Source organism: Pseudoalteromonas sp. S408 (genome assembly GCF_005886645.1).
Lineage (GTDB): Bacteria > Pseudomonadota > Gammaproteobacteria > Enterobacterales > Alteromonadaceae > Pseudoalteromonas.
In genome coordinates, this window is sequence record NZ_PNDY01000012.1 from 11,885 (window position 1) to 36,376 (window position 24,492).

Consider the following 24,492-nt stretch of genomic DNA (forward strand, 5'->3'; position numbering starts at 1 on the left):
CGGACAAAAACCATAGATTTTTAAATTCATTAATGCCAAAATGGCATCAATAGTGTTTTTATGGTGGTTTTATGGATACGACAAGTCGGCTTTTGATGTTGCTTGAAGTGGTTGAGCAAGGCTCTTTTGCTAAGGCTGCTGAATTACGTAACATTGACCGTTCTGTGATCTCAAAACAAATTAGTCGTTTAGAAGATGAACTAGGGGTTAGATTACTAAACCGCACTACCCGCTCATTTTCACTTACTGCCGCCGGCGCAGAAATGATAAAAAAAGCCGGTGAGCTACGAGAACTACTAGGCGAAACCGTGCGAATGGCCGAAAACTACCATTTAGAGCCTCGTGGCGTCCTTAAAATAACCTCATCAACACTCATTGGTAGGCGCTACTTACAACCTGTACTTAATGACTTTCAAAAGCGTTTCCCTCAAGTTGAAGTTGAATTAAGACTTGATGACAGATTAGTTGATATTGTATCTGAAGGGTTCGATTTAGCATTTCGAATTGGTGAGCCAAAGGATTCATCCCTAATCGCCCGCAAAATTGCCCGTAATCGCTTGTTAATTGTTGCCGCTCCCGAATTTATCAGCACGTATGGTATGCCAGCCACAATGGAAGAATTAGCCGATTTACCTGCCGCAAGTTATGCCAGTAACTCGATGAGAGTTGAAACAGTTGACTATTACAATAGTTCGGGTGAGCCATGTGAGCAAAAAATAAAAAGTGTATATCGCGCTAACGATGCTGAAGCACTACTTATGAAAGCAATCTCTGGTACAGCTTATTTTGTAGCGCCGGCATTTATAATCGGTGACGAAATTACCGACGGTAAATTAATACCTATATTAACGGATGTAAAGTTAATGGATTACAGTGCAATGTATGCTGTTTATCCGCACAGAGATTTACCTGTACGTACACGATTATTTTTTGATGCAGTACGCGAATATTTAGGAAAAGATAAACCAATATGGGAGCACGGTATTCCAAACTTTGAGCAAATGTATTAGGCAGGTATTAGTTCAGAATTTTTATGCTCTTTCGAATGAGCATACACTTTATTGCGGCCTAAACGTTTTGCTTTATAAAGTTGTTTATCGGCTGCAATAAAAATGGATTCGAGCGAAGAGTTAACCTGATGACTTGCCACACCCACACTAATGGTGAGCTTTATTTTTTTACCGTCTATATTAAACTCCGTCTTCTCTACTGTCGCTCTTAGTTTTTCAGCAGCAAGTAAAGCGTTCTCTTTTGAATCAAACGAATGAATAACGGCAAACTCCTCACCACCAACCCTAAACACGTAACCCTTTGCTAAGGTTATTCTTAAAAGCGTAGCAATTTCAGTAAGTACCTTATCCCCTACGTCGTGGCCAAATTTGTCATTTATTTGTTTAAAGTAATCTAAGTCGAGTAAAAACAAATAGGTATTTGTTTTATCAATAAGTTCCACTTCAAAATAATGATTCATTGATAACCGGTTACCCGCCCCCGTTAGTGGGTCAAGCAGTGCTAGATTTTTTAAACGTTTAGATGAAAGCGCACGGCTTCCCTCAAAAATATGCGATACAGTCCAGATACTGACGTACGCTAATAGTAAATTAATTGCCATATTAAAATTAACAATTGATTCGCCAGTATATTTACTAAATAGAGTTAACGATTGAATAACAAGTACTGTGCCTGAAAAGAAGATACCGTAACGCTTACCCATCAACAGATAACACAATACGGGTAAGGCAAAAGACCAAACAAATAATCCATATTTGGGGGCGGATATAAGGTTAGCGTAAAGAACTATAATGCACACCAACACGCACATGACAACTGATTGCCAAAACCGTAATGCATGTTTGTTTAAGTGATAAATGGTATATAAGCAATAAACTGAAAAACACAGTTCTAAAAAACCGAGGAAGAACACACCACTAAATACGTTTAAAACGCTAAAAAACAGTGACACAGAGCCAAAAAACAAACACATCCATACAAGAACATGCTTTCTTAATGCTTTGGTACTATTTAGAGCAGTGATATCCATTCAATTAACTCAGTAATGTCGAACTAAGGGATTATTCTACCGTGTAATAAATATATAACAAGTGTAACTGAGTGTTATTCGGCCATATTGTAGTAATTTTAACCGCTAACCTCCTAGCATCGAAAGGTTTGTTGTGACCCCGGTTTCACCCTGATGCAATAAATGTGTTGGCTTTTTAGTTTTAATATAAACAGAGAGCCGATCTATAAGTGCTTGGTTTGAGCTTTCATTCATGTATTCACGTAATGAGATGCCTTGCTCTGAAAACAGGCAAAGGTGCAGCTTACCTAAAGACGACACCCTTAGCCTATTACACGAACTACAAAAATCATTACTGTAGGGCATTATTAAACCAATTCGGCCTTGGTAATCTGGATGATAAAACTCTTCAGCTGGGCCCGCTGTGACACTTCTAATGATTGGCTGCCAACCCGCTGCACGCAATCGCGCTTTAATTGACTGACCCGATATATGGTTTGCATCAAAAAATGCTTTGTTGTCATTTGTTTGCATCAACTCAATAAAGCGCATAGTAACTGGGCGATGCTTCAAATACGCTAAAAAGGTATCGAGCTCTTGGCCGTTATATTGCTTCATTAGCACACTGTTTATTTTTATCGATTCAATGCCACTATCTAACGCGGTGTCGATGCCTTTCATCACTGTATTAAATTTATCGTGACCAGTAATGGTGTTAAACATTCTTGCATCAAGTGTATCAATACTCACATTAATCGCATTAAGGCCTGCATCTACCCAATTGTTAATGTGTTTATGCATCGAAAAGCCGTTTGTTGTAGCCGCTATTTTTGTAATGCCTGAGGTATCTTTTGCTGCACGAATAATATCTATAAAATCTTTTCTTAGGGTGGGTTCACCCCCGGTAATACGCAGCTTAGTAATACCATGATGTGCAAAAGCACTGATCGTATTACTGATCTCATTCAGTGAAAGGAACTCTCTATCATGGTCACATTGGTAGCCATCGGGTAAACAATAAACACATTTGAAGTTACACACATCGGTGATCGATAAACGTAAGTAACTAAATTTTCGCCCTGCTGGGTCGATGAGCATAAATAAACCTTAACCTTACTTTTTTAAACAGAGCCCATTGAGCCTTGAGCGTTGAATTGCTTTATGCTCACACAGTACCACATGGGTTGACTCGTATTTAAACTAATTCTGAGGGTGCAAATTTCTCTCAAAATTAAACATCTCTAATAAATCGCACTGCAAAAGCGTGTAAATCATAAGTTCACACGCTTTAAGCATTTAATTAGGCTTTTAAACCCTTTAAAACTGCACTTGGTTTCATTGGCAAGTCGCGTAAACGCACACCTACTGCATTGAAAATAGCATTACCAATTGCTGGCGCAATGCCAATAACACCTGGCTCCCCTAACCCTACAGGAAACTCGTCGCTTTGCACAAACTCAATGTCCATTTCTGGTACATCTTGCATTCTTAGCGGCAGATAAGTGTTAAAGTTTGTAGCTGCTACTTGGCCGTTTTTGTAAGAGTTGGACTCATGTAAGGCCATACTGGCTCCCCACAATAATGACCCCTCTAATTGCGCTAATGCGCCATCAGGATGCACTATTAAACCGGCATCAACAACAGCATATAACTTTTTAAGGGTAATTTTACCATCGCTTTTGTTAACGTGCACATGCGCTGCGGTGCCAATCCATGCTGGCATATGGCGCTCTTGCCCTGAACTTACTGAAAAACCAATGCCTTCGTTTTCATTGAGCTTTATTGAGCTGACCTTGTCTGACACTTTTTTGAGTACATCATGTAATCGGCGCGCGCCACCTACACTTTCTGGTACTTTACCCGCTTGTTTGCCTTTACCGTCAAGCATTGATAATCGAAACTTAACCGGATCAACACTTTGCTTATGAGCTATTTCATCTATAAAAGACTCAAGACTCCAAACAATCCAACCAGGCCCAACTGAACGTAACCAACCTGGTGTAAATGTACTCTGCGCTAACTCGTTATTAATAGCACGAGCACGATGGTTGCTCATGCTGTACCAGTGATCGGCACCAGAGGCAGAAAACGAATCAAATTTACCATTACCATCAACACCCGGAGCTAAAAAGCCTGGCGCCATTGCTTTGGTTGGCCAACCTGCAGCAAAGGCATGTTCTAACGCACTAAGCTCACCCGTTTCACTAAACGAGGCTGTTAACTTAGCCGTAGATGCCGAGCGAGACTGATCAAATAAACTGTCATCGGCGCGAGTAAACACGAGCTTAACCGGTTTACCTATTGCTTTAGCTGTTAACGCAGCGGGTACCGTCCAATCGCCGAATAATCGACGGCCAAAACCGCCCCCCAAGTAATAAGGACGAATTATTACGTTATTTTGTTCTATATCAAGGGCTTTAGCTAACGCCGGTAACGTAAGTGATTGCCATTGGTTACCCGTATGCACAATCCAATTTCCGTCTTTAAATTCAGCTATGGCATTAAGTGGTTCTAACTGGTAATGACTTGCTGTTGCGGTGGTGTAGGTTGCATCAAATTTATTTTTTGCATCAGCTAGGACCTTAGGCGTGTTACCCTCATCTACAAATAAAGTACCAGATGCGCTATCGTCACATAATTTTTTGCCCTGCGCTTGAATATCGGCTTCAGAAACGTTAGCAGTGTTACCTACTTTGTAATTAACATTTAAGGCATCAACCGCTTTAATTGCACTGTGATAATTATCAGCCAGTACAACCACCCATCCCTCAACGGTATTACTCGGATCGTTTAATATTTCAAAACCGCGGTAACCTTTAATTGCTTTTGCGCCACTGTCATCAACACTTGTTACTTTACTTCCATATCGTGTTGGAGGAATAACCGGACGTGCATACACCATCCCTTCTATTTCAACATCAATACCATACACCGCTGTACCGTTTGTTTTAGCTGGTATATCTAATGCTTTAAAATCTTGATTTAAACCCGTTAAATGACGTTTATTGGCTGGTTTTAAAGGGAGCTGTGCGACCTCTTCACTTGTAAAGGTACGATTAAACTCACCTTTTTGTACAATATCGGCGTAGCTTACTGATTGTCCACCCGCAATAATTTGCCCTTTTTGTGCAATGCATTGCTCTGGTTTAACCCCTAGCATTTTAGCCCCTGCATCAATAAGCGCTAAGCGCCCTGCGGCACCAGCTTGTGATAGCGGTTTAAAGCTTTGAAACACTGACCACGAACCGCCGGTAACCATATATCCCCATTTTTCATGGGTGTCTACGTAAGTAATCGATACCTTATCCCAATCACATTCTAGTTCGTCGGCCACTATTCGCGCCAATGCGGTGCCAATATGCTGGCCCATTTCCGCTTTAGCTATACTAACCTCGACCTCACCATTGACCCCCATAGTCCACCAAATAGTTGGTGAAAATGCCTGTTGTGAAATTGATTCTTTGGCGCTCAAAGACCCTGTAAATAACGCAGGTGCAAATGCCATCACTAGGCCCGCACTAGCACTGCCAATCATAAATGAACGACGATTTAAGTTGACGGTTTCGCTATTTTTTTGAAATAATTTTTTCATTATCCGCTCCAATTAAACGTCTTGCTCATTTGGGTTAAACATTTGTACTGCGCTTTGTGATTCATCAGCCGCACGTTTTATTGCCGACTTTATACGTTTGTAAGCCATACAACGACAGTAATTACCATTCATATGATTGACAATTTCTTCATCAGTTGGTGATGGATTCTCTGCAAGCAATGTTGCTGCTTGCATAATCTGGCCAGACTGACAATATCCACATTGCGGTACTTGCTCATCAACCCATGCTTTTTGCAGCGGGTGTTCGTTATTAAGACCTTCAATAGTGGTAATATTTTTACCTGCTACAGCAGCAATAGGTAATACACATGAGCGCGTAGCCTGTCCGTCTAAATGCACAGTACAAGCACCACACATTGCTATGCCACAACCAAACTTAGTGCCCTTTAGCCCAACTTCATCGCGAATAACCCATAACAAAGGTGTATCTTCACTTGCATGTGATTCAATCACTTTGCCATTAATTGTAAACGTTACCATAACTCGCCCCTTGAATAAGCTTTCAATCAACTGCACCGCGAGTTGTGCTGAACAGTTGGAGTACCATTAAAATTAAAGCAACTTGACCCTTCAACATTGCTCTTAAGTAGTGCACGCAAGTTTACACGCTGCGCAGTATGCCTTTACGCTTACAAATATTGATGAAGTCTTGTATTTGCAAGGCATCTAAAAATTTTCAATTAAAGTTTAGTTTGTTTTTTATATTTGACCCGAACCTGCTTCGATAGATTTATAAGCGATAGTGCACGTTAGTAACTAAGTCCCTATTTTAGAGGCGTAGCGCTTTAACTGCTCAACGGTGTCTATATCTGTGCCTGCCTGGTTAATTAAAATGCTGTTTACAATATCACCCGAGCTCCGAAGTAAGTGTTGCGCACCTTTGTCAGTCGTTAAAGTGGTGAGTAAATCAAAATCATCATGAGGAAATATTGCTGGCACACCTAAGCGCTTTCCGTAGTTAGCACACCATCGGGTAGGAGTTTTCTGAAATCGAGTAACTAAAAGCTGAATATCGCAAGTCTCTAATTCAACCTGATCTGCTAGCGTAAATAAAATACCATCCCAATCACCACTATGCTTTAAGTGATTGGCTGCAAGCGCAATTGATTTACCTAAACCTTGATGCCAATGTAAATTATGAATAATTTCAATGTTATTACAGTGCTTAAGCGCTTGAGTAATTTCGCTATGCCACGCACCAGAAACAATATAAACAGGGCTTGCGTCTAACTGCTGTAAAACTTCAACTGCACGCGCGATCATGCTTTTATTGTTGCCAACATTAGCTATTAATTTACACCCATTAAAACGAGACGATTGCCCGGCGGCTAACAATACTTTTGCTATGCGCATACTTTATTGGCCCCAATTACTGAGGGATTTAGCATCTTTATTAGAAAGCACAGCATGTATTTCACTAATAAGTGACAATGCAATACTTTCTGGCGAGTCGCCACCCAAATTAAGTCCTACAGGACCAAAAACAGGTGCTTTAACATCCTCAACAGCTGTATTGGCTTGCTCAAAAACCTGTGCGCGTCGGTGCTTTGGACCCAGCAATCCCATATATTTTAAATTAGATTGGCTCAACGCAAAAAGTGCATTTGCATCAAGCTCAACACTGTGCGCCATTAATATGCTGGCATCTACCTTTTGCATTTCACAATATTGAGCGAGCTCTTGTGGGGGACAACGTAAAATTGTATCTGCCTGCTGAAAATATTGCCTTTTAGCATTAGCTGCACGCGGATCCCATACGGTCACGATCCAACCTAGTTGCTTTGCTATCGAATAAACTGCAACAGCATCGGCACCGCCACCCACAATTAAAATATGGGGGGCTGGGTATACGGCTACTTGTAGCCAATGCTGATTATTTTTTTCAATGATTTGTGCTTTACGATTAACAGAAAGGCCATCAGAAACATTACGTTTTGAAAAAACGCCCTGCCCCAACGCACAAACAGGTTGAACGGGTTGTAAATAGTAACCTGACACTTTTTCTTTTAGCGCATTAAAAACTGAATCGAGATTTAAGTATTCATTAGCAACATTCACTGGCTGTAAAACAATATGAACAATACCACCGCAACCAATGCCTAATTGAAAAGTTAAATCATCCTCGTCAGTTGCGTCATAAGTAATGGTTTTTGATTTTAAAGAGGTCATCACTTGTTTGGCGTGGCGCTGAATATCTGCCTCTAGGCACCCCCCCGAAAGCATACCTAAACGCTGGCCTAGGCTAGAAATAAGCATCATAGCGCCTAGCTTGCGGTAGCTGGAGCCTTCAATTTTGTACAATGTTGCCAATACCCATTGCTGTTCGTCTCGCAAAGGGTGCCACGTAGCCAGCATGCTTTTTAGATCAGTTACCATATATGTGCCATTAGAGTCCTTTAATTATGTATTTTTCAAAATATACAAATATTACTGTGAATAACTGACTAACTTTAAAACGCCTCACTTACGTTGAACCCAATCGATAAGATCATATTTATATTATATAAAATAAAGCATTATCATCCACTGTAAAGGTTTACTATTTACGGTTCCATTAAATCGTTTAGAGTTTCAATCAGGCTGTCAAATTCATCATTAACACTTTCGCGCTGTTTGTTGCTCAATGTAGGAGCGAGTTCGATTAATAAATTGACATATAAATCGAGGTTGGTTGCATTTATGGCTAATTGTTCTTCGCTCATAAAGGCCTCACGTTCTTTTATTACGTGGCTCAGTTTATTTACAAACTCGTTTTCTGGTAAGCTTTTATTATGCATTATTACTTTAGCCGCATCTAAGCGAGTTTGTTTGTAATCGAGCCAAAGAGCCCCTGATTCTGTGTGTTCATTATTTGCGTCTGCAATGAGTTGCTTTTGCTGGTCAGTGAGCTTACCAAGCCAATCTGAATAGTAGTCTAGCTGGTTTTCTAGGCGTTTAGTTTTGCGCTCTTTACTAGATTGTTCGTTATATTGCTCACGATCTTCGTTAATTTGATCTTGTATATTTTGTATAAATTCGTCGCGTTGCTTTTTAGAAAGCGTATACCCTAGCTGTGCAAGGGGGTAATGCGCATGTTCAAGAAGGTTTTTCCAATGCGTTCTGGCAAATACCACCTGCTCTTTTAATTGGGCATGATTGAGTTGTTGATTAAACAGCAATTTTAAGTTTTCAATATCTTGCTTGTATGCTGGCAATTGTGTGTCGCGGTGCCATTGCTGTGTGGTATTAATAATTTCTTTTAGTTGTTTGTTCTGTTGTTTGTTTAAATCGACGTAGTCATCAACCCAAAATGACGACAACCATGTTAAATTATTATAAGTAAACGAAGCAGAACAACTCGTTAATAGCAACACACTTAACGCAATCGTTATATGTGACAACTTATTTTTTATTGTTTTAAACATTTTCACCTCTGCAAACATGAACGCTTAACGTAGCTAAGCTACTTACATAATGACCTTGCGTATTACGAACACGCTCTTTTAATCGCACGTAAGCTCAAAAGTATAAAATTAAAGTAACACGTTTTTAGCCGTGCTTTGACCTAGTTATTTCTTTTAAATTTTCTGTTATATCTGTATCTTACGCTTATTACATCAAACGGGTTAGGTAAAACAACCCCGATTTGAGCTATAATGGCACACAGTGTTTATCTAAACCTAAATGCACGCTAATTTGTTTGTAGCAATATAATAAACCTAAAATACAGCAATGTTATACGCCCTTCATTACGTGTGAGTGCAATAGTGTTGCAAAGAAAATGGTTTTATTTAACTCACAGTGAAACGATTACTTGTTGGAGACATCGCTATGTCACAGTTTAATTTAAAAACGTTATTACTTACGGGTGCTTTAATTGCTAGCCCTTTTGCCAACGCGACTCTTGAAGAAGGTATTATTGCGGCAAACGAAGGTCGCTTTGAATTCGCTTTAAAAGAATTTGAATACCTTGCCGACAAAGGGTTTGCACCTGGCATTTACGAACTTGCTAAGTTATACGAAGAAGGCCACGGCGTTACACGCGATTATTACAAAGCAGCCGACCTATACAAAAAAGGCGTAAAAAAGAACCACGCAGACTCAATGTTTGCATTAGCGGTATTATACGATGAAGGTAAAGGCGTTAAATTAGACAAACAAATGGCTTTATCTCTATTCGAAAAAGCAGCCAAAAAAAACATGCCTGCCGCACAGTTTAACTTAGGTGTTATGTATTCAAATGGTGACGGTGTTAGTCACGATTACAAACTTGCTAAAACATGGTACGAAAAAGCCGCAGGTAATAACTATTCTTTAGCGCAATTTAATTTAGCGCTTATGTACTTTGAGGGGTTAGGAATGCCAAAAAACCTCGAAAAGTCATACATATGGAATACGATTGCCGAATACAATGGCAACATGCAAGCAAGCCATAGCCGAAAGCTGGATGAGCGTTCCATGCTACCAAAAGAAATTGAAGAAGCAAAAGAAAAAGCCGACGCAATTTACACTAAAATTCTTGCAGGCACCTATGCAGGCGAAGGGCGTCTGTTTTAAGTCAAGCCATACAAATAAAGCTGAACTTAGTGTCATTGCGCATAACGAGTTCAGCTTTCTTAATTTGTATTACTTAATATTAATTTGTATTACTTAATATATAGCCACTTTAATAGTTTAGTTAGCAGTTTACTTTGCTTGAGTAACAACCCTATACGGGGGTTAAAAGAACCAGAAACCAGTGTATTTTTAGCGTGGCTAAACGTTAAAAACCCTTCTTTACCATGATAGTGCCCCATACCTGAGTGACCTACGCCACCAAATGGCGCGTCGTCAGCGGTTACTTGCACCAGAGTATCGTTAACGGCAACGGTGCCACTGAGCGTTTGTTTAATAATGTACTCTTGCGCTTGTTTATCTTGACCTAAAATATAAAGAGCAAGTGGGTTAGGATGCTGTTTAATATAATCAAGAACTTCTTCTAACTTCCCATAACTCTTAATTGGCAATATAGGCCCAAATAATTCGTCTTGCATAAGTTGCATGTCATCAGTCACGTTTGTGACTAAATGCAGACCCATACGATGCTTATCTGCATCTTGTTGATTTTGCTCAAGTGGCTTAATGACATTTGCCCCAAGTGCTTGTGCTTGTACCAAATATTCGGATAAACGCGCATAATGCGAATCACTAATAATAGAGGTTAAATTTTTACCTTCAACACCTTGCTTAAAATGCTTTTTATAAAGCTCACATAGCTGTTTAATGAGCTGGCTTTCTAAGGTTTTAGGCACAAATACATAGTCTGGTGCAACACAAATTTGCCCGGCATTCGCCATTTTTCCAAATAAAAGTGCGTGCGCAGCCTTTTTAATATCAGCTTGCTCGGTAATAATAACTGGTGACTTGCCGCCAAGCTCTAAAGTAACGGGGGTTAAGTTTTTACTGGCGGCTTTCATTACTAATTTGCCAACCCCTGTAGAGCCGGTAAATAATAAGTGTGCAAAAGGGAGGGACGAAAATTCGCTTGCAACGTCACTACCACCTTGGACCACACATACGTGCTGGCTCATTTTATTATCAAAAAGCTTTTCTAAAACAGCATTGGTATGAGGAGTAAATTCACTCAGCTTCAACATAACCTTATTACCCGCAGCAATTGCGGTGATCACTGGCACAACTGCAAGTTGAATTGGATAATTCCACGGTGCGATAACGCCTACAACGCCTTTTGGCTGATAGGTAACACTTACTTTTGAAGGCCATAGGCTAAGCCCCACAGAACGTTTACTAGGCTTTGACCACTTAGGTAGCTTTTTAATAATGTGCGAAAGCCCTTGCACGGTAGGTAAAATATCCCCCAGTAAGGTATCAAACGCAGTACGGTAACCAAAGTCTTTAGATACCGCACTGATAAGTTCTTCTTCAAGCTCTACAATGCGCGAACGTAATTTTTTTAAAATGGCTAATCGAGAATGAACTGTAGGATAAGGGTTATCTAAAAACGCATTTTGCAAACTATTAAACTGCGTTGATAAAGAAGCTGTTTGTACTGTGTCTGTCGTCAAAATAGGTTACTCGATTTTTAAAGTTATTGTCGACTATAACCTTGTTCTGTTTTTCGAGCAATAACACTAATTTACCTATTACAACAACATACATACTGATTAAGAGTCGCTTTGCTTGAGGTACAAAGGGACTCCATTTTAAAAATTAAATACTGTTTTTGCGAGCGTTATGGTTACAAGTGTAATTAACACGATAGCGACTAGGTTAAGTGCAAAGCCTGCTTTGATCATATCGCGAATTTTAATTTTCCCCGAGCCAAACACAATGGCATTTGGTGGTGTTGCAACAGGCATCATAAACGCACAACTGCATGCTATAGCAGCAGGAATAACCCATACTAAGGGCGATCCAAAAACACTTTCAGCAACAGGGCCTAATAACGGCAAAAAGCCAGCTGCCGTGGCTGTGTTACTCGTTATTTCAGTTAAAAAAGTAATGAGCGCAACAACCAAAAGAATTCCCATAACGAACGGAATAGCACTCGCACCTTCTATCATCTGTGCAATGTATTGCGCTAAACCAGAAGATTTAATTTGTGATGCTAATGATAAGCCCCCACCAAAAAGTAATAACACACCCCAAGGAACTTTAGACGCACTCGCCCAATCTAAAATACGCTTGTCACTGCCCTTTTTAGCTGGCAAAACAAATAACACCAAGGCTGCTGCAATCGCAATAGCTGTATCTGAAATGCCAAGACCCGATAAGTCAGCTAATAGCGGTCTAAAAATCCAACAAAGCGCTGCGAGTGCAAATACTAAAAACACCCCTTTTTCTGCGCGTTGCAACGAACCGAGTGCTGCAAGCTCATCAACAAACATGGTTTTACTGTCTAGTATGTCTTCTGCATTTTTATCAACTTGATAGCTAAATTTAGTAAGCCATATCCAGCACACCAACAACATGACAATTGCTAAAGGTACACCTACCATCATCCACTGCCCAAAGCCAATTTCAATTTGGTAACTTTCAGATAAGTAAGCTGCCATAAGGGCATTAGGCGGTGTTCCTATTAACGTAGCAATACCACCAATGCTGGCACCATAGGCAATTGATAACAGTAATGCTTTTGCAAATTCATCTTCACTAGAATCAGAATTACTAACTAAATGAATAATTGATAACGCGATGGGCAACATCATCACCGTTGTTGCTGTGTTTGACATCCACATAGATAAAAATGCTGTTACTAGCATCATGGCTAATATTTGTAAGCTAGGCTTTTTACCCGCGTAGAGCATAGTGGTTAACGCAATTCGTTTATGTAGCCCCCAACGCTCCATAGCTATTGATATTAAAAAACCACCCAAAAATAAAAATATGAGTGGATGTGCATAAGGTGCTGCTGTAATTTTGATAGGAGCAATACCTACAAGTGGCGTTATGACGAGCGGCAACAATGAAGTCGCAGGAATAGGCACAACCTCAGTTACCCACCAAGAGGCCATCCAAAACGCTAAACCGGCTGTTTTAAAGGCTGTATTAGACAGGCCACTTGGCGGCTCTAATAAACAGGTTAACAGCATGACAATGGGGCCAAGCCATAACCAGAAGCTTCGCATAATTGAATATGTTTGATTAATATTGTTTAGATTGCTTAACATTAGTGCGCCAAAAGCTTTTTAACAGACGTTACAGTAAATAAGATGGTGAGGACTTGTCAAATGGATATACATCACCCAACACAATAAATATAAAGTAAAAGATTTAAAGCGTTTAGTGAGAGTGAAAAGATTTAAGGAACAAAAAATCAAAAAGGAGTATTTAAAGAAACGCCGTAAACAAAAGGCCTACGGCGAACATATCAAAATTAACTAGTCGCTAATGCTGATCTATTTTTTAGGTACTTATATAAACCAATTAATGAGGCTGCGATCCAAAATACTTCTATCACAAAGCTTGCCAAATTAAAGTTATAACAGAGGCTAATTAATAATAAAATCGCTCCTGTTAAGTTCATCATGTTGTATGTCAGGCTGGTTGGTGTTGTTTTACCTAACTGAAGTAAAAAAAACGACCCTACAACTAAAAAAGTACCTGTCATACCGATGATGTCAAATAAGAGTGCTATCACGAAACTATCCTTTATCCATTTTTTAAATAACCCAAAAAACTGGCCCAATCCATGGGGAGGGTATATTTTCATTCATTGAAACAGCAAAACCGGGAGATCATAACAACAAAGTAGATTCAAACAAGGGCATATGTCCGCTTATATTTTTAGCTTATTTAAATGTAACTTTTCCACCAATCATTTTATAGGCAGGTGCACCGCGAATTAAAGCGGGCCTTGCAAAAGCCCGCTCACAACTTGGGCAAATACAAGGAGTTTTTGTGAAGTCTTGAGATATACGTTCTTTAAAACATTTAACAAGTGCTCCTTTGCCTCCCTTTCGGTATTTAAAAAGCTGCGTTTTGCATGAAGAGCAAAAAATATCAACGGTTTTTGTTGGGCCTTTTTTGTTTGGTTGTGCCAAAACACCTCCGTAATTGAACGATTATATTTTAGGTATAATACGGCAAGTTTAATTTAGTCGTCCTTGAATTAAAACAGATGTAATTGCTAGGGCGTACCTAAGTTGTTTTGTTTATGGCTTATGGGCTGCGGCTAAAACACGGTCTAAGTGGTCACTCAGCACTTTAAGACTAAAAGGTTTAACAATAATGCCTGATACTTTAGCTGCTATTACATTTTTTATAGCTTTAGAGTTATCTTCGCATGTCACCATTAAGACAGGAATTGAGGTAAGCTGTTCGTCATTTCTTATTCTATTTAGTAAATCTTTGCCATCCATTTTTGGCATATATAAATCTGTGATAACTAAATCAAACGGCTGCTTTTTTAATAATGTAAGTGCTTGAATACCATCTGTTGCTTCAACTAAATCAAGGTATTTTAAATTTCTAAGCATGTTAATTAATACATGTCGCATCAGTGGCATATCATCAACAACAAGTATTTTCATATTATTTAGTTGCCTGAATAGGTAAAAAGATAAACAATTTTGTATTTATAAATTAATTATGGCCAACCACCTATAATTAATCCCATTAACGAAAATTGGCTTACATAGTAACCACTGTTTATCAAAAAAAGTTTCACTGGTCGCTGCTCATAAATATAACTTAAACCCAAAGAGCTGCTCACCCAAAATAACCCAATAGAAAATCCAGTAACCACGCTTAAACCTATATCTGAATCGTTTCCTAAAAATATCGATAATAAAAACGCAGATACAAACGAGAACAAAAACGTACCCACAAATGCTTTATTTTTGCTAGCGCCTTGAAAGTCTAACTCTGTTAGTCCACAACTTTCTAACCACGCTTGTCTAAATAACATATTTGAATACCAAACATTACTTAGCGTAAACGATGAAAGCGCGGCTACTAGTATTGAAATGAAATTAATATCCGAGAAATTCATACTGCACTGAAGTTTCCTGAATCCTAACGTCTATTTAATGTAGTTAATATTAACTAAAGCAGCAAATACTAAAATGTAACCGACACTTAAATAACTACAAACAATTAAAACAATGCAAACGTGGCTTGTGTTAATTGAACTATATCGTCTATGGCTAACTTTAACTCCAATCCACGCTTACCCGCACTTACATATACAATATCAAACTCTCTGGCACTATTATGTATGTAGGTTTGAAGGCGTTTTTTTTGACCAAGCGGGCTTACACCTCCAAGTATATAACCGGTACTTGCATTTACTTTTTGAGGCGCAGCCAAGGCCATTTTTTTTGTCTTTACTACTTTAGCAAGCAGCTTAAGATTAACTTGTTTAGATACGGGTGTTACAGCCACTATTAACTGGCCTTCATGTGTTTCTAATACCAGTGTTTTAAATACCTGCTCGCTATTTAAATTAAGTTTTTCAACCGCTTCTAAACCATAGTGACCATTCTTTGCATCGTGCTCATAGCTCAGTATTTCGAACTTTAGTTTTTGTTTTTCTAGTAGTGCGATTGCAGGCGTCATTTCGTTTCACTTTTCACTGAGGAGTTAGCAAATTTAAAGCAAAAAAAACGGTGCTGTAAAGCACCGTTTTTAAACAATAATCATGTTTATTTAGTTAGGTCATCAAAAAACTTTTTAACACCATCAAAAAAGCCTTGCTCTTTAGGACGGTTTTTTGAGCTATCTGTGCCCATGCTTTCTTCTAACTCTTTAAGTAGTTCACGTTGGCGCTCGTTTAGATTGACAGGTGTTTCAATAACCACCTTACAAATTAAATCGCCTTGCGCACCGCTACGAACAGACTTAACACCTTTGCCACGCATACGGAACATTTTGCCCGTTTGTGTCTCTGACGGTATTTTAAGTTTTGCACGACCATCAAGGGTCGGTACTTGAATCTCACCGCCTAAGCCAGATGTGGTAAAGCTAATAGGGACTTCACAATATAAATTATTACCTTCACGTACAAAAATCTCGTGTTCTCTCACTGACACTTGTACGTATAGATCACCTGCTGGTGCGCCATGCACACCAGCTTCACCTTCACCGGATAAACGAATACGGTCGCCCGTATCAACGCCTGCTGGTATTTTAACCGACAGTGTTTTAGTTTTTTCAACACGCCCTTGACCATGACATTTGTTACAAGGGTCTGAAATAATTTGACCTTGCCCCTGACACGTAGGACACGTTTGCTGAACGGCAAAGAAACCTTGACGCATTTGAACTTGGCCAGCACCATGACAGGTTGTACACGTTTTAGGTTTAGAACCTGCTTTTGCACCACTACCATCACAAGGATCACAGCTTACCCATGTAGGTATTTTAATTTCTACTTCTTTTCCACGAACCGCTTCTTCAAGCGTTAAGTCCATGTTGTAACGTAAATCAGATCCGCGTTGTTGACGAGATTGACGTCGACCACCGCCGCCACCAAAAATATCACCAAACACATCGCCAAATACATCACCAAAGTCACCATGGCCGCCGCCAAAGCCGCCATGACCACCGCCACCACCTTGTTCAAAGGCTGCGTGACCATATTGGTCGTACATCTGACGTTTTTGGTCGTCAGTTAGTATTTCGTACGCTTCTTTAACTTCTTTAAACTTGGTCTCAAGCTCTTTATCGCCTGCGGTACGATCTGGATGATATTTCATCGCTAAGCGTTTATACGCTTTTTTTATGTCTCGCTCACTCGCATCTTTGCTTACGCCGAGGACTTCGTAATAATCGCGTTTTGACATATCTATCACACTACTCTTTCTATTTTGCAGCGTAAGCTGCGGGATAAACCGATAAATCTCATCGATTTATCATTGAATTATGAACCTTAAATACATGCAAAAGGCGCGACAAGCTATTGCTCGCGCGCCTCGTTTGTTCATCCTAACCTAAACACCTAACCGAGTTAAGTGTTTTTGGTTAGCTAGAAGCGTCAGCAACAATTACTTGTCGTCTTTTACTTCTTCAAACTCTGCATCAACAACGTCATCATCTTGCTTAGCTGATTGTTGTTGCACACCTGCATCTGCTTGACCTTGCTGCGCTTTAGCTTGAGCAATTTCCATTAGCTTTTGAGACTTTTCAGCAAGAGCTTGCGTTTTAGCTTCAATTTCTTCTTTATTGTCGCTCTTAATTGCAGCTTCTAAGTCTACAACTGCAGCTTCAATGGCTTCTTTGTCTTCGTTTGGTAGTGCATCACCCGCTTCTTCAACTTGCTTACGTGTACCGTGAACCATTGCATCAGCTTGGTTACGAACAGCTACAAGCTCTTCAAACTTTTTGTCTTCTTCAGCGTGGGCTTCTGCATCGCGAACCATTTTTTCAACTTCTTCATCGCTTAAACCAGAAGAGGCTTGAATCGTGATTTTTTGCTCTTTACCTGTATCTTTATCTTTAGCAGATACATGTAAGATACCATCCGCATCAACATCAAATGTTACTTCAATCTGTGGTGTACCACGTTGTGCTGGGCGAATACCTTCTAGGTTAAATTGACCTAGAGATTTGTTGTCGCTTGAACGTTTACGCTCACCTTGTAACACATGAATGGTTACCGCAGATTGGTTATCTTCTGCTGTTGAGAAAGTTTGCGATTTCTTAGTAGGAATCGTCGTGTTCTTCTCAATAAGAGCTGTCATTACAGAACCCATTGTTTCAATACCTAGAGACAATGGAGAAACGTCTAGTAGAAGTACGTCTTTAACATCACCTGCTAGTACACCACCTTGAATTGCCGCGCCTACAGCGACAGCTTCATCAGGGTTAACGTCTTTACGTGGCTCTTTACCAAAGAAGTCAGCAACTGTCTTTTGTACTAAAGGCATACGTGTTTGGCCACCAACAAGGATAATGTCGTTGATGTCGCCTACTGATAAATCAGAATCAGCAAGTGCACGTTTAAGCGGCTCTAAAGATTTAGTTACTAAATCTTCAACAAGTGACTCAAGCTTAGCGCGAGTTAGTTTCACGTTCATGTGCTTAGGACCTGTTGCATCAGCAGTTACGTACGGAAGGTTAACTTCTGTAGATTGTGCAGATGACAGTTCAATTTTAGCTTTTTCAGCAGCTTCTTTAACACGTTGCATTGCAAGTGGATCTGTTTTTAGATCTAAGCCTTGGTCTTTCTTAAATTCTGCTACTAAGTAGTTGATTACGCGGTTATCAAAATCTTCACCACCTAAGTGAGTATCACCATTTGTAGCTAGTACTTCAAATGTGTGCTCGCCTTCAACTTCATCAATTTCAATGATTGATAAATCGAAAGTACCACCACCTAAATCGTATACAGCTACAATGTTTTCGCCTTTGTTTTTGTCCATGCCGTAAGCAAGGGCAGCAGCTGTTGGCTCATTGATGATACGTTTAACTTCAAGACCCGCAATACGGCCAGCGTCTTTAGTCGCTTGACGTTGTGAATCATTAAAGTATGCAGGTACTGTGATTACAGCTTCAGTTACGGCTTCACCTAGGAAGTCTTCAGCTGTTTTTTTCATTTTTTTAAGTACTTCAGCAGAGATTTGCGGTGCAGCGCGCTTTTCGCCGCCTGCTTCTACCCACGCATCGCCGTTATCGGCTTTAATGATTTTAAACGGCATAATACCAATATCGCGTTGTACTTCTTCGTCTTCAAAACGACGACCAATTAAACGCTTAATTGCAAATAATGTGTTTGTAGGGTTAGTAACCGCTTGACGCTTAGCAGATTGACCTACTAATGTTTCACCGTCTTGCGTGTAAGCAATAATAGACGGGGTTGTGCGATCGCCTTCCGCGTTTTCAATAACACGTGCTTTGTCACCATCAAGTACTGCAACACAAGAGTTTGTAGTACCTAAATCGATTCCGATAATTTTACCCATGAAACTTCTCCAACTTCAAAATTCGTTAATACGTTCGATGACTAGTAAATAGGGATGCCATAAAACTAATTCAACTGTAAAAATGAAAAAAAATTCATTTTTTATGATTTATTTACAAAATAACCCTAATAATTGTAAGGAATGATGATTTTTAGAGCGTTTGACACGCCTTTAATTACTGGCCTGACCAGTTTGATTGTGTTATAAATTTATTAAATTGCACTTTTAAAGGATATTTCCCATGCACTTTGACCAACTACTTGAGCAAGCCGCTAAAATAGGTCAATCAGATAAAATCGAACAATTAACGCTTACCATGCAATTTCCTGAAAATTGGTGTCAAGGAAGAACCGCTTTTGGTGGTTTATCAGCTGCATTGTTATATCAAGCTATTAGAGGCCAAGTGAGTAATGACCGCCGCCTTCTTTCATTGAGTACCAATTTTGTGGGGCCTTTATTGGCCGATACCCCTTTTTCACTGTACGTTGAAATATTACGTGAGGGTAAAAACAGCACACAAGTACTCGCTAAAGCTATTCAAAATGAGCAAGTAGCCGTCATTGTTCAGGCTTGTTTTGCTAAAAATAGAGAGTCAGCTATTGATGTTCCTGTTTCAAAGTCGTTAGGTTTAAGCCCCGTTAACGAGCGCCATACGTTACCCTTTATAAAAGGCCAAATGCCTGAATTTTTTCAACACGTGGATTTATGCCCACAACAAGGCGCAATGCCTTTTACAGGGGCAGACACATCACATTTAGGTGGATGGATGCGACTTAAACACACACCCGAAACCATTACAGAGGCACATATCATTGCATTAACCGATGCATGGCCGCCCACGTTATTACAAATGTTTAAGCAACCCGGGCCTGCAAGTAGTATGTCGTGGTATTTAGAGTTTGTTCAATCCCCCAATTTAACGCCTGGCGAGTGGCTTGGTTTTGAAGCGATCACGCATCACTCTAAAGATGGGTATGGTTTAGAAGATGGGTGTATTTGGTCACAATCAGGTGAGCTTATTGCCCTTACCCGCCAAACAGTTGCCGTTTTTGATTAAGGTCTATTGATCTTTGCGGATTGAAATGTGTTCAAACTAGGGGCTATTTAATCGCGGCGCCAGGTTTGTAACCCTGTGGGCTCGGTAATTGCTCTTGTCTTATTCATCTGGCTTACATCTATGTAGGCAGCAAAGCGGAAATAGCCCCTAGAAAGCCCATCTTAGGCAGCGCCTGTTTGGTATTAATACTGGGTTAGCGCCAATTTATGGTGAATAACCACACTACATAGGCTCTGCCTTGCCTGAATACCAAACAGACTGGTGCAGCAAACTTAATCTTGAAAGGTCAACAAACCCATATATAAAAAGTAGTCCAATCAGATACTTTATTGCTTGGCCTGTATCCAAAAATTAATTGTTCGCGTTGTATTACAGCCCCAAATATTGCAAAATCAAGTAAATGCCTTATTGGTTGGTACTAATTTGCAAACTGTTTGCCCCTGCTGCGACCTGATCATCGATATACCAAGAGTTATTGCTAAGCAAATGGCGATATGCCCGCATTGTCATCATAAATTGTGCAAAGCAAACGTAAACCACGATCATCGCATAGTGGCCTTAAGTTTTAGTGCCCTACTCATGCTATTAAGCAGTATGTTTTACCCTTTTTTATCCTTTAGTAGTAATGGCATAACCCAAACAATTACCCTACCCGATGCAGCCCGAATATTGTTCAATTACGATAGTGAATTATTGGGGCTTTTTATTGATTTAAGCATTATTGCGTTGCCAATGAGTTTATTAATTATTTTGATCCCGCTTCACTTAGGTATTTTAAAAACATTGCCACAGGGTATTGCTCGTCGGTTACTTAAGTTTACGTTGTCACTTGAGCCATGGATTATGTCTGAGATATTTTTAATTGGTGTGTTAGTCAGCATGGTTAAAATTATGTCTTTAGCTGATATAAGCTTTGGCGCAAGTTTTTGGGCCTACGCTGCCTTTGTTTTTTTATATATTGCCGCTTTAGTGCACTTAAATCGCCCAAGGCTATGGGCACAAATTAAACCTGAAAAGAAGTTAGAGGGTGTTGAACATGCTAAGCGTGCAATCGACGAAAATATTAAAGCCTGCCATGTGTGTCATCAGCTTTGTACCAGTAACATATGCCAGCGATGCCACACTAAAACACATGTACGTAACCCTTATAGCGTTCAAAAAGCAACCGCTTGGCTCATTACTTCTATTGTTTGCTTTATACCAGCAAACGTATTGCCCATTATGAATACCACGAGCTTGGGTGATGAAACCCCATCGACACTTATCGGCGGGGTTATATTACTCTGGAAAAGTGGTTCTTACCCTATTGCGGGTATTATTTTTTTTGCGAGTGTTGTTGTTCCTTTAGCCAAAGCATGTGTACTAAGCTTTTTGTGTATTATGGTAACAAAACCCGCAAACAGGCATACTAAAAGCTATACTAGAATTTACCAACTCACTGAGTTTATTGGTAAATGGTCAATGATAGACGTTTTTGTTGTCGCCATTTTAGTAGCGCTAGTGCAGCTGGGTAATTTAATGTCAGTGACACCAGGTTTAGGCATTGCATTTTTCACCGTTATGGTAATATGCCAAATGATGGCTGCTCACTCATTTGATCCACGCCTGTTATGGGATTCACCTAAAAATAAATCATCAGAGACCAAAACATGACCGAAACCGCCCAAGTAACAGATGAACCAAAAATCTCTGCTATCTGGATTATTCCAGCCATAGCGCTTTTTGTCGGTGTGTGGATGCTTTATCAATATCAAGCAAATAAAGGCCCCACTATATATATAGAAATGCCGCAAGCCGAGGGTATTATTGCGGGTAAAACAGAGATAAAAGTGCGCAGTGTAAAAATAGGGCAAATTGACAGCGTACGTTTATCCGACTCTCAAGACAGTGTTATTGCACGGGCTCAAATAGATAAAAACTATGATGACCTACTCACCGACGACGCTAAAATATGGGTGGTAAAGCCACGTATTGATGAAACCGGTATAAGTGGAATGAGCACCTTATTATCTGGAGTGTACTTAGAGTTTGCACCTGGTGAAAGTGAAAACCTAAAAGAACATTTCATCCTCCAAGAAGAGCCTGCGCTCATTGGCAAAGACGTGCAAGGCGGTCGCTTCCAACTACTTAGCTATAACGCAGAGGTACTTGATGTTAGTACCGGGATATTTTTTAAAAATTATAAAATTGGCCAAATAGAGACTGCTACATTTGATTGGGAAAACCAAGCAATGAAATACGGTATCTTTATAAAAGCGCCGTACCAAAACTTAATTACCAACAACTCGATTTTTTGGGTCAACGCCGGTATAGAAATTGATTTATCTGCCGATGGCATAAATATTAATACGGGTTCTTTGAGTAAGCTTTTAAAAGGAGGGATTTCAGTTGGCTTACCCGATAACCAAACACCGGGTGAAATAGCTAACGATGGCCACAACTTTTCACTCAGTCAAAGCTATAAAGAAGCACTCGAAGAACGCTTTTACGACTTTGACTATTACATAATAGATTTTGAACAATCTATTAGAGGACTCAGACCCGGCGCCCCGGTTGAATACCGAGGGATCCGTATTGGTACAGTGGTTGAAGCCCCTGCAAACATAATTGTTAATGGCAAACCAGCCCACTTTAAAAGTGCAAATACATCAGTGCCTGTGCTGATAAAAATAGAATATGGACGTATTTATCACCATAGCGCAACCGCTAAAGACTTTTGGAAAGATAGCTTAAAGGGCTGGATAGACATTGGTATGCGCGCCTCTTTAAAGCCCGGTAATTTACTAACCGGTGCAGTTTATGTTGATTTTGACATGTACCCCGACGCACCAGAAGCTGGCTTTGAAAAACTGGGCCAGTACACCGTTTTTCCTAGTGTATCAAGTGGGATTACCGTTCTTGCCGACCAAGTTTCGGATGTATTAAACAAAGTAAATAATTTAAAAGTTGAAGAAAGCTTAGCGCAAATACAAGTTGCCTTTGCCGACTACCAGTCTCTTGCTAATGAAATACGCACGCTATTAAATGAAAAAGATACTCAAAACTTACCTGGTGATATAAATCGCAACTTTGCAAAAATGACTAAAAGCATGGAGCAGTTTGAAGTGACTATGCGTCAATTTGACAAAACCATGGCAAGTTATCAAGCTGGGTCTGAATTTCACCACCAATTGCAACAAACACTGCGTGAATTTAAGCGCTTAAGTGAAGAAATACAACCTTTGACACGTGGTTTAAATGAGCAACCAAACATGCTGATTTTTGACAAAGCGCTGCCCGCAGATCCAATACCAAGGAAGCAATAATGAAAACGCTATTACTAATAACAAGTGTGCTTTTAGTATTGTCGGGCTGTAGTTCAGCAATACAAACCACAACGCAGTACTACCAATTTGAACAGCCTATTGAATCATCGTCTCGCAATGTTAGTGAAACCAGCGCACAGCTGAGAGTACAAACTGTGGTATTAAGAGGCGCGTTAAATAATTTAGGCATAGCGATGAAAATTGATAATAATCAAATTCATGCTGCAAACTATCATTTATGGGGCGAGTCTCCTGACGTTATGCTTACTGCCACTGCCCAGCAAACTTTATTCAAAAATATGCCAAATTGGATGGTGATTAAGGGGCTGCCCGTAATAACTGAATTAGATCAGCAAACGTTTTACGAGCTGGAATACGAAATTCACCATTTTAATGGTGATATGCAAGGTAATGCAGATATATCTGGCCTTTGGCGCTTATATTATACTCACCCAGAAACCGGCCGCCGCTTGATTAGTGTGCATAATTTCTCTAGCGTGCTCCCCATAAAAGATGACGGCTACGATAGTTTAGTTGCCACGCTTGAACAAACCTGGCTAAACATAAACTTAGATGTGGCTAAAGCGATAGAGCAAGCACAGCTTTAATAACCATATATATCAATGGCGGTTTTATCATCACTAATAACCGCCTTGCCCACTTTTTTAAAACCTAATTTTAGCAATACACTTTTCGAAGCTTTATTATTTTCCGAAGCAATAGCACTTACTCGATCAATACCCAGTGTGTGCCTATTTTGTAAAAGCGTTTTCGCCGCTTCAAAAATATAACCATTTTTTTCATGATGCGCTAACAAGGCAAAACCTACATCTGGCAATTGCAACACTGTCCGTTTGTAAAAACCCACTATTCCTACCACTTCACCACTGTGTAACGTAATAATATAAGGGCCAAACCCTTGGTGTTTATGCGTGGCTATAAATGATTGTTCAATATAATTTTTGGCATCACTAAGTGTATAAATTGCTTTATCGCCAATATACTTTTTAAAATTAACTTGATTCACTAAAGTGAGTAATATTGCTGCATCGTGCTGGTTTGCATAGCGAAGAAATAAGCGTTTGGTTTTAAATACGGTCACCACGTTTTATCCT

At 39.8% G+C, this 24,492-nt stretch carries 23 protein-coding genes; 6 read left to right on the forward strand and 17 right to left on the reverse strand.

Annotated elements, in window-relative coordinates; translation table 11 throughout:
* The first annotated feature begins 71 nt into the window (after nt 1-71).
* A complete protein-coding gene (locus CWB62_RS10890) occupies nt 72-1,010 on the forward strand; it encodes a LysR family transcriptional regulator (protein WP_058404095.1) in 939 nt (312 codons plus the stop codon).
* Here the strand turns inward: CWB62_RS10890 and CWB62_RS10895 are convergent.
* The 7 genes from CWB62_RS10895 to CWB62_RS10925 all read right to left on the reverse strand — a co-directional run bounded on the left by CWB62_RS10895 (nt 1,007) and on the right by CWB62_RS10925 (nt 9,037).
* The gene (locus CWB62_RS10895) at nt 1,007-2,041 is read right to left on the reverse strand and encodes a GGDEF domain-containing protein (RefSeq protein WP_138530390.1); all 1,035 of its coding nucleotides are present in this window, start codon (nt 2,039-2,041) and stop codon (nt 1,007-1,009) included. The genes CWB62_RS10890 and CWB62_RS10895 overlap by 4 nt on opposite strands.
* 105 nt (nt 2,042-2,146) lie before the next feature.
* Nucleotides 2,147-3,118, reverse strand: coding sequence for a GTP 3',8-cyclase MoaA (gene moaA / locus CWB62_RS10900; protein WP_138530388.1), 972 nt, complete (start codon nt 3,116-3,118; stop codon nt 2,147-2,149).
* A gap of 202 nt (nt 3,119-3,320) precedes the next feature.
* Nucleotides 3,321-5,612 (reverse strand): xanthine dehydrogenase family protein molybdopterin-binding subunit, encoded by a 2,292-nt coding sequence (locus CWB62_RS10905; protein ID WP_138530386.1) that lies wholly within the window; start codon nt 5,610-5,612, stop codon nt 3,321-3,323.
* 12 nt (nt 5,613-5,624) lie between these two features.
* Entirely contained in the window at nt 5,625-6,113 is a 489-nt protein-coding gene (locus CWB62_RS10910; protein ID WP_058404091.1) for a (2Fe-2S)-binding protein, read from the reverse strand.
* 276 nt (nt 6,114-6,389) lie between these two features.
* Nucleotides 6,390-6,986 carry a nucleotidyltransferase family protein gene (locus CWB62_RS10915; RefSeq protein WP_138530384.1) on the reverse strand — a complete coding sequence of 199 codons (597 nt, stop codon included), beginning with the start codon at nt 6,984-6,986 and terminating at the stop codon, nt 6,390-6,392.
* A 3-nt stretch (nt 6,987-6,989) separates the two neighbouring features.
* Complete coding sequence (locus tag CWB62_RS10920) at nt 6,990-8,009, reverse strand: XdhC family protein (protein ID WP_138530382.1); 1,020 nt, start codon at nt 8,007-8,009, stop codon at nt 6,990-6,992.
* 167 nt (nt 8,010-8,176) lie between these two features.
* Nucleotides 8,177-9,037, reverse strand: coding sequence for a DUF6279 family lipoprotein (locus CWB62_RS10925; RefSeq protein WP_138530380.1), 861 nt, complete (start codon nt 9,035-9,037; stop codon nt 8,177-8,179).
* A gap of 406 nt (nt 9,038-9,443) precedes the next feature.
* Between CWB62_RS10925 and CWB62_RS10930 the strand changes: the two genes are divergently transcribed.
* The gene (locus CWB62_RS10930) at nt 9,444-10,169 is read left to right on the forward strand and encodes a tetratricopeptide repeat protein (protein ID WP_006791705.1); all 726 of its coding nucleotides are present in this window, start codon (nt 9,444-9,446) and stop codon (nt 10,167-10,169) included.
* Nucleotides 10,170-10,258: 89 nt separating this feature from the next.
* Here the strand turns inward: CWB62_RS10930 and CWB62_RS10935 are convergent, their stop codons facing one another.
* From CWB62_RS10935 to dnaK, 9 genes are all read right to left on the reverse strand, one after another.
* Nucleotides 10,259-11,677: a coniferyl aldehyde dehydrogenase gene (locus tag CWB62_RS10935; protein WP_138530378.1), complete on the reverse strand. Its 1,419-nt coding sequence runs from the start codon at nt 11,675-11,677 to the stop codon at nt 10,259-10,261.
* 138 nt (nt 11,678-11,815) lie between these two features.
* On the reverse strand, nt 11,816-13,282 hold the full coding sequence (locus CWB62_RS10940; protein WP_138530376.1) for an SLC13 family permease: 1,467 nt from the start codon (nt 13,280-13,282) through the stop codon (nt 11,816-11,818).
* A 206-nt stretch (nt 13,283-13,488) separates the two neighbouring features.
* Entirely contained in the window at nt 13,489-13,752 is a 264-nt protein-coding gene (locus CWB62_RS10945; RefSeq protein WP_138530374.1) for a CBU_0592 family membrane protein, read from the reverse strand.
* Between the two features lie 151 nt (nt 13,753-13,903).
* Nucleotides 13,904-14,155: a hypothetical protein gene (locus tag CWB62_RS18865; protein WP_058404085.1), complete on the reverse strand. Its 252-nt coding sequence runs from the start codon at nt 14,153-14,155 to the stop codon at nt 13,904-13,906.
* A gap of 111 nt (nt 14,156-14,266) precedes the next feature.
* Nucleotides 14,267-14,644 (reverse strand): response regulator, encoded by a 378-nt coding sequence (locus CWB62_RS10955; RefSeq protein ID WP_058404084.1) that lies wholly within the window; start codon nt 14,642-14,644, stop codon nt 14,267-14,269.
* Nucleotides 14,645-14,700: 56 nt separating this feature from the next.
* Entirely contained in the window at nt 14,701-15,105 is a 405-nt protein-coding gene (locus tag CWB62_RS10960; RefSeq protein ID WP_058552966.1) for a DUF1761 domain-containing protein, read from the reverse strand.
* Between the two features lie 104 nt (nt 15,106-15,209).
* Complete coding sequence (gene ybaK / locus CWB62_RS10965) at nt 15,210-15,671, reverse strand: Cys-tRNA(Pro) deacylase (RefSeq protein ID WP_138530372.1); 462 nt, start codon at nt 15,669-15,671, stop codon at nt 15,210-15,212.
* An 86-nt stretch (nt 15,672-15,757) separates the two neighbouring features.
* Complete coding sequence (dnaJ, locus tag CWB62_RS10970; RefSeq protein ID WP_138530370.1) at nt 15,758-16,897, reverse strand: molecular chaperone DnaJ; 1,140 nt, start codon at nt 16,895-16,897, stop codon at nt 15,758-15,760.
* A 201-nt stretch (nt 16,898-17,098) separates the two neighbouring features.
* Complete coding sequence (dnaK, locus tag CWB62_RS10975; RefSeq protein ID WP_138530368.1) at nt 17,099-19,015, reverse strand: molecular chaperone DnaK; 1,917 nt, start codon at nt 19,013-19,015, stop codon at nt 17,099-17,101.
* 241 nt (nt 19,016-19,256) lie between these two features.
* Here dnaK and CWB62_RS10980 point away from each other — a divergent pair, with 241 nt between their 5' ends.
* The 4 genes from CWB62_RS10980 (at nt 19,257) to CWB62_RS10995 (ending at nt 23,985) form a co-directional block, all read left to right on the forward strand.
* Entirely contained in the window at nt 19,257-20,072 is an 816-nt protein-coding gene (locus CWB62_RS10980) for a thioesterase family protein (RefSeq protein WP_138530366.1), read from the forward strand.
* Between the two features lie 486 nt (nt 20,073-20,558).
* A complete protein-coding gene (locus CWB62_RS10985; RefSeq protein ID WP_249310805.1) occupies nt 20,559-21,725 on the forward strand; it encodes a paraquat-inducible protein A in 1,167 nt (388 codons plus the stop codon).
* Nucleotides 21,722-23,377, forward strand: coding sequence for an intermembrane transport protein PqiB (gene pqiB, locus CWB62_RS10990; RefSeq protein ID WP_138530364.1), 1,656 nt, complete (start codon nt 21,722-21,724; stop codon nt 23,375-23,377). The genes CWB62_RS10985 and pqiB overlap by 4 nt, the downstream gene beginning before the upstream one ends.
* Nucleotides 23,377-23,985: a PqiC family protein gene (locus tag CWB62_RS10995; RefSeq protein ID WP_058404078.1), complete on the forward strand. Its 609-nt coding sequence runs from the start codon at nt 23,377-23,379 to the stop codon at nt 23,983-23,985. The genes pqiB and CWB62_RS10995 overlap by 1 nt, the downstream gene beginning before the upstream one ends.
* Here CWB62_RS10995 and CWB62_RS11000 read toward each other — a convergent pair.
* Nucleotides 23,982-24,479: a GNAT family N-acetyltransferase gene (locus tag CWB62_RS11000; protein ID WP_349303969.1), complete on the reverse strand. Its 498-nt coding sequence runs from the start codon at nt 24,477-24,479 to the stop codon at nt 23,982-23,984. The two genes, CWB62_RS10995 and CWB62_RS11000, sit on opposite strands and share 4 nt — an antisense overlap.
* Nucleotides 24,480-24,492: the final 13 nt, after the last annotated feature.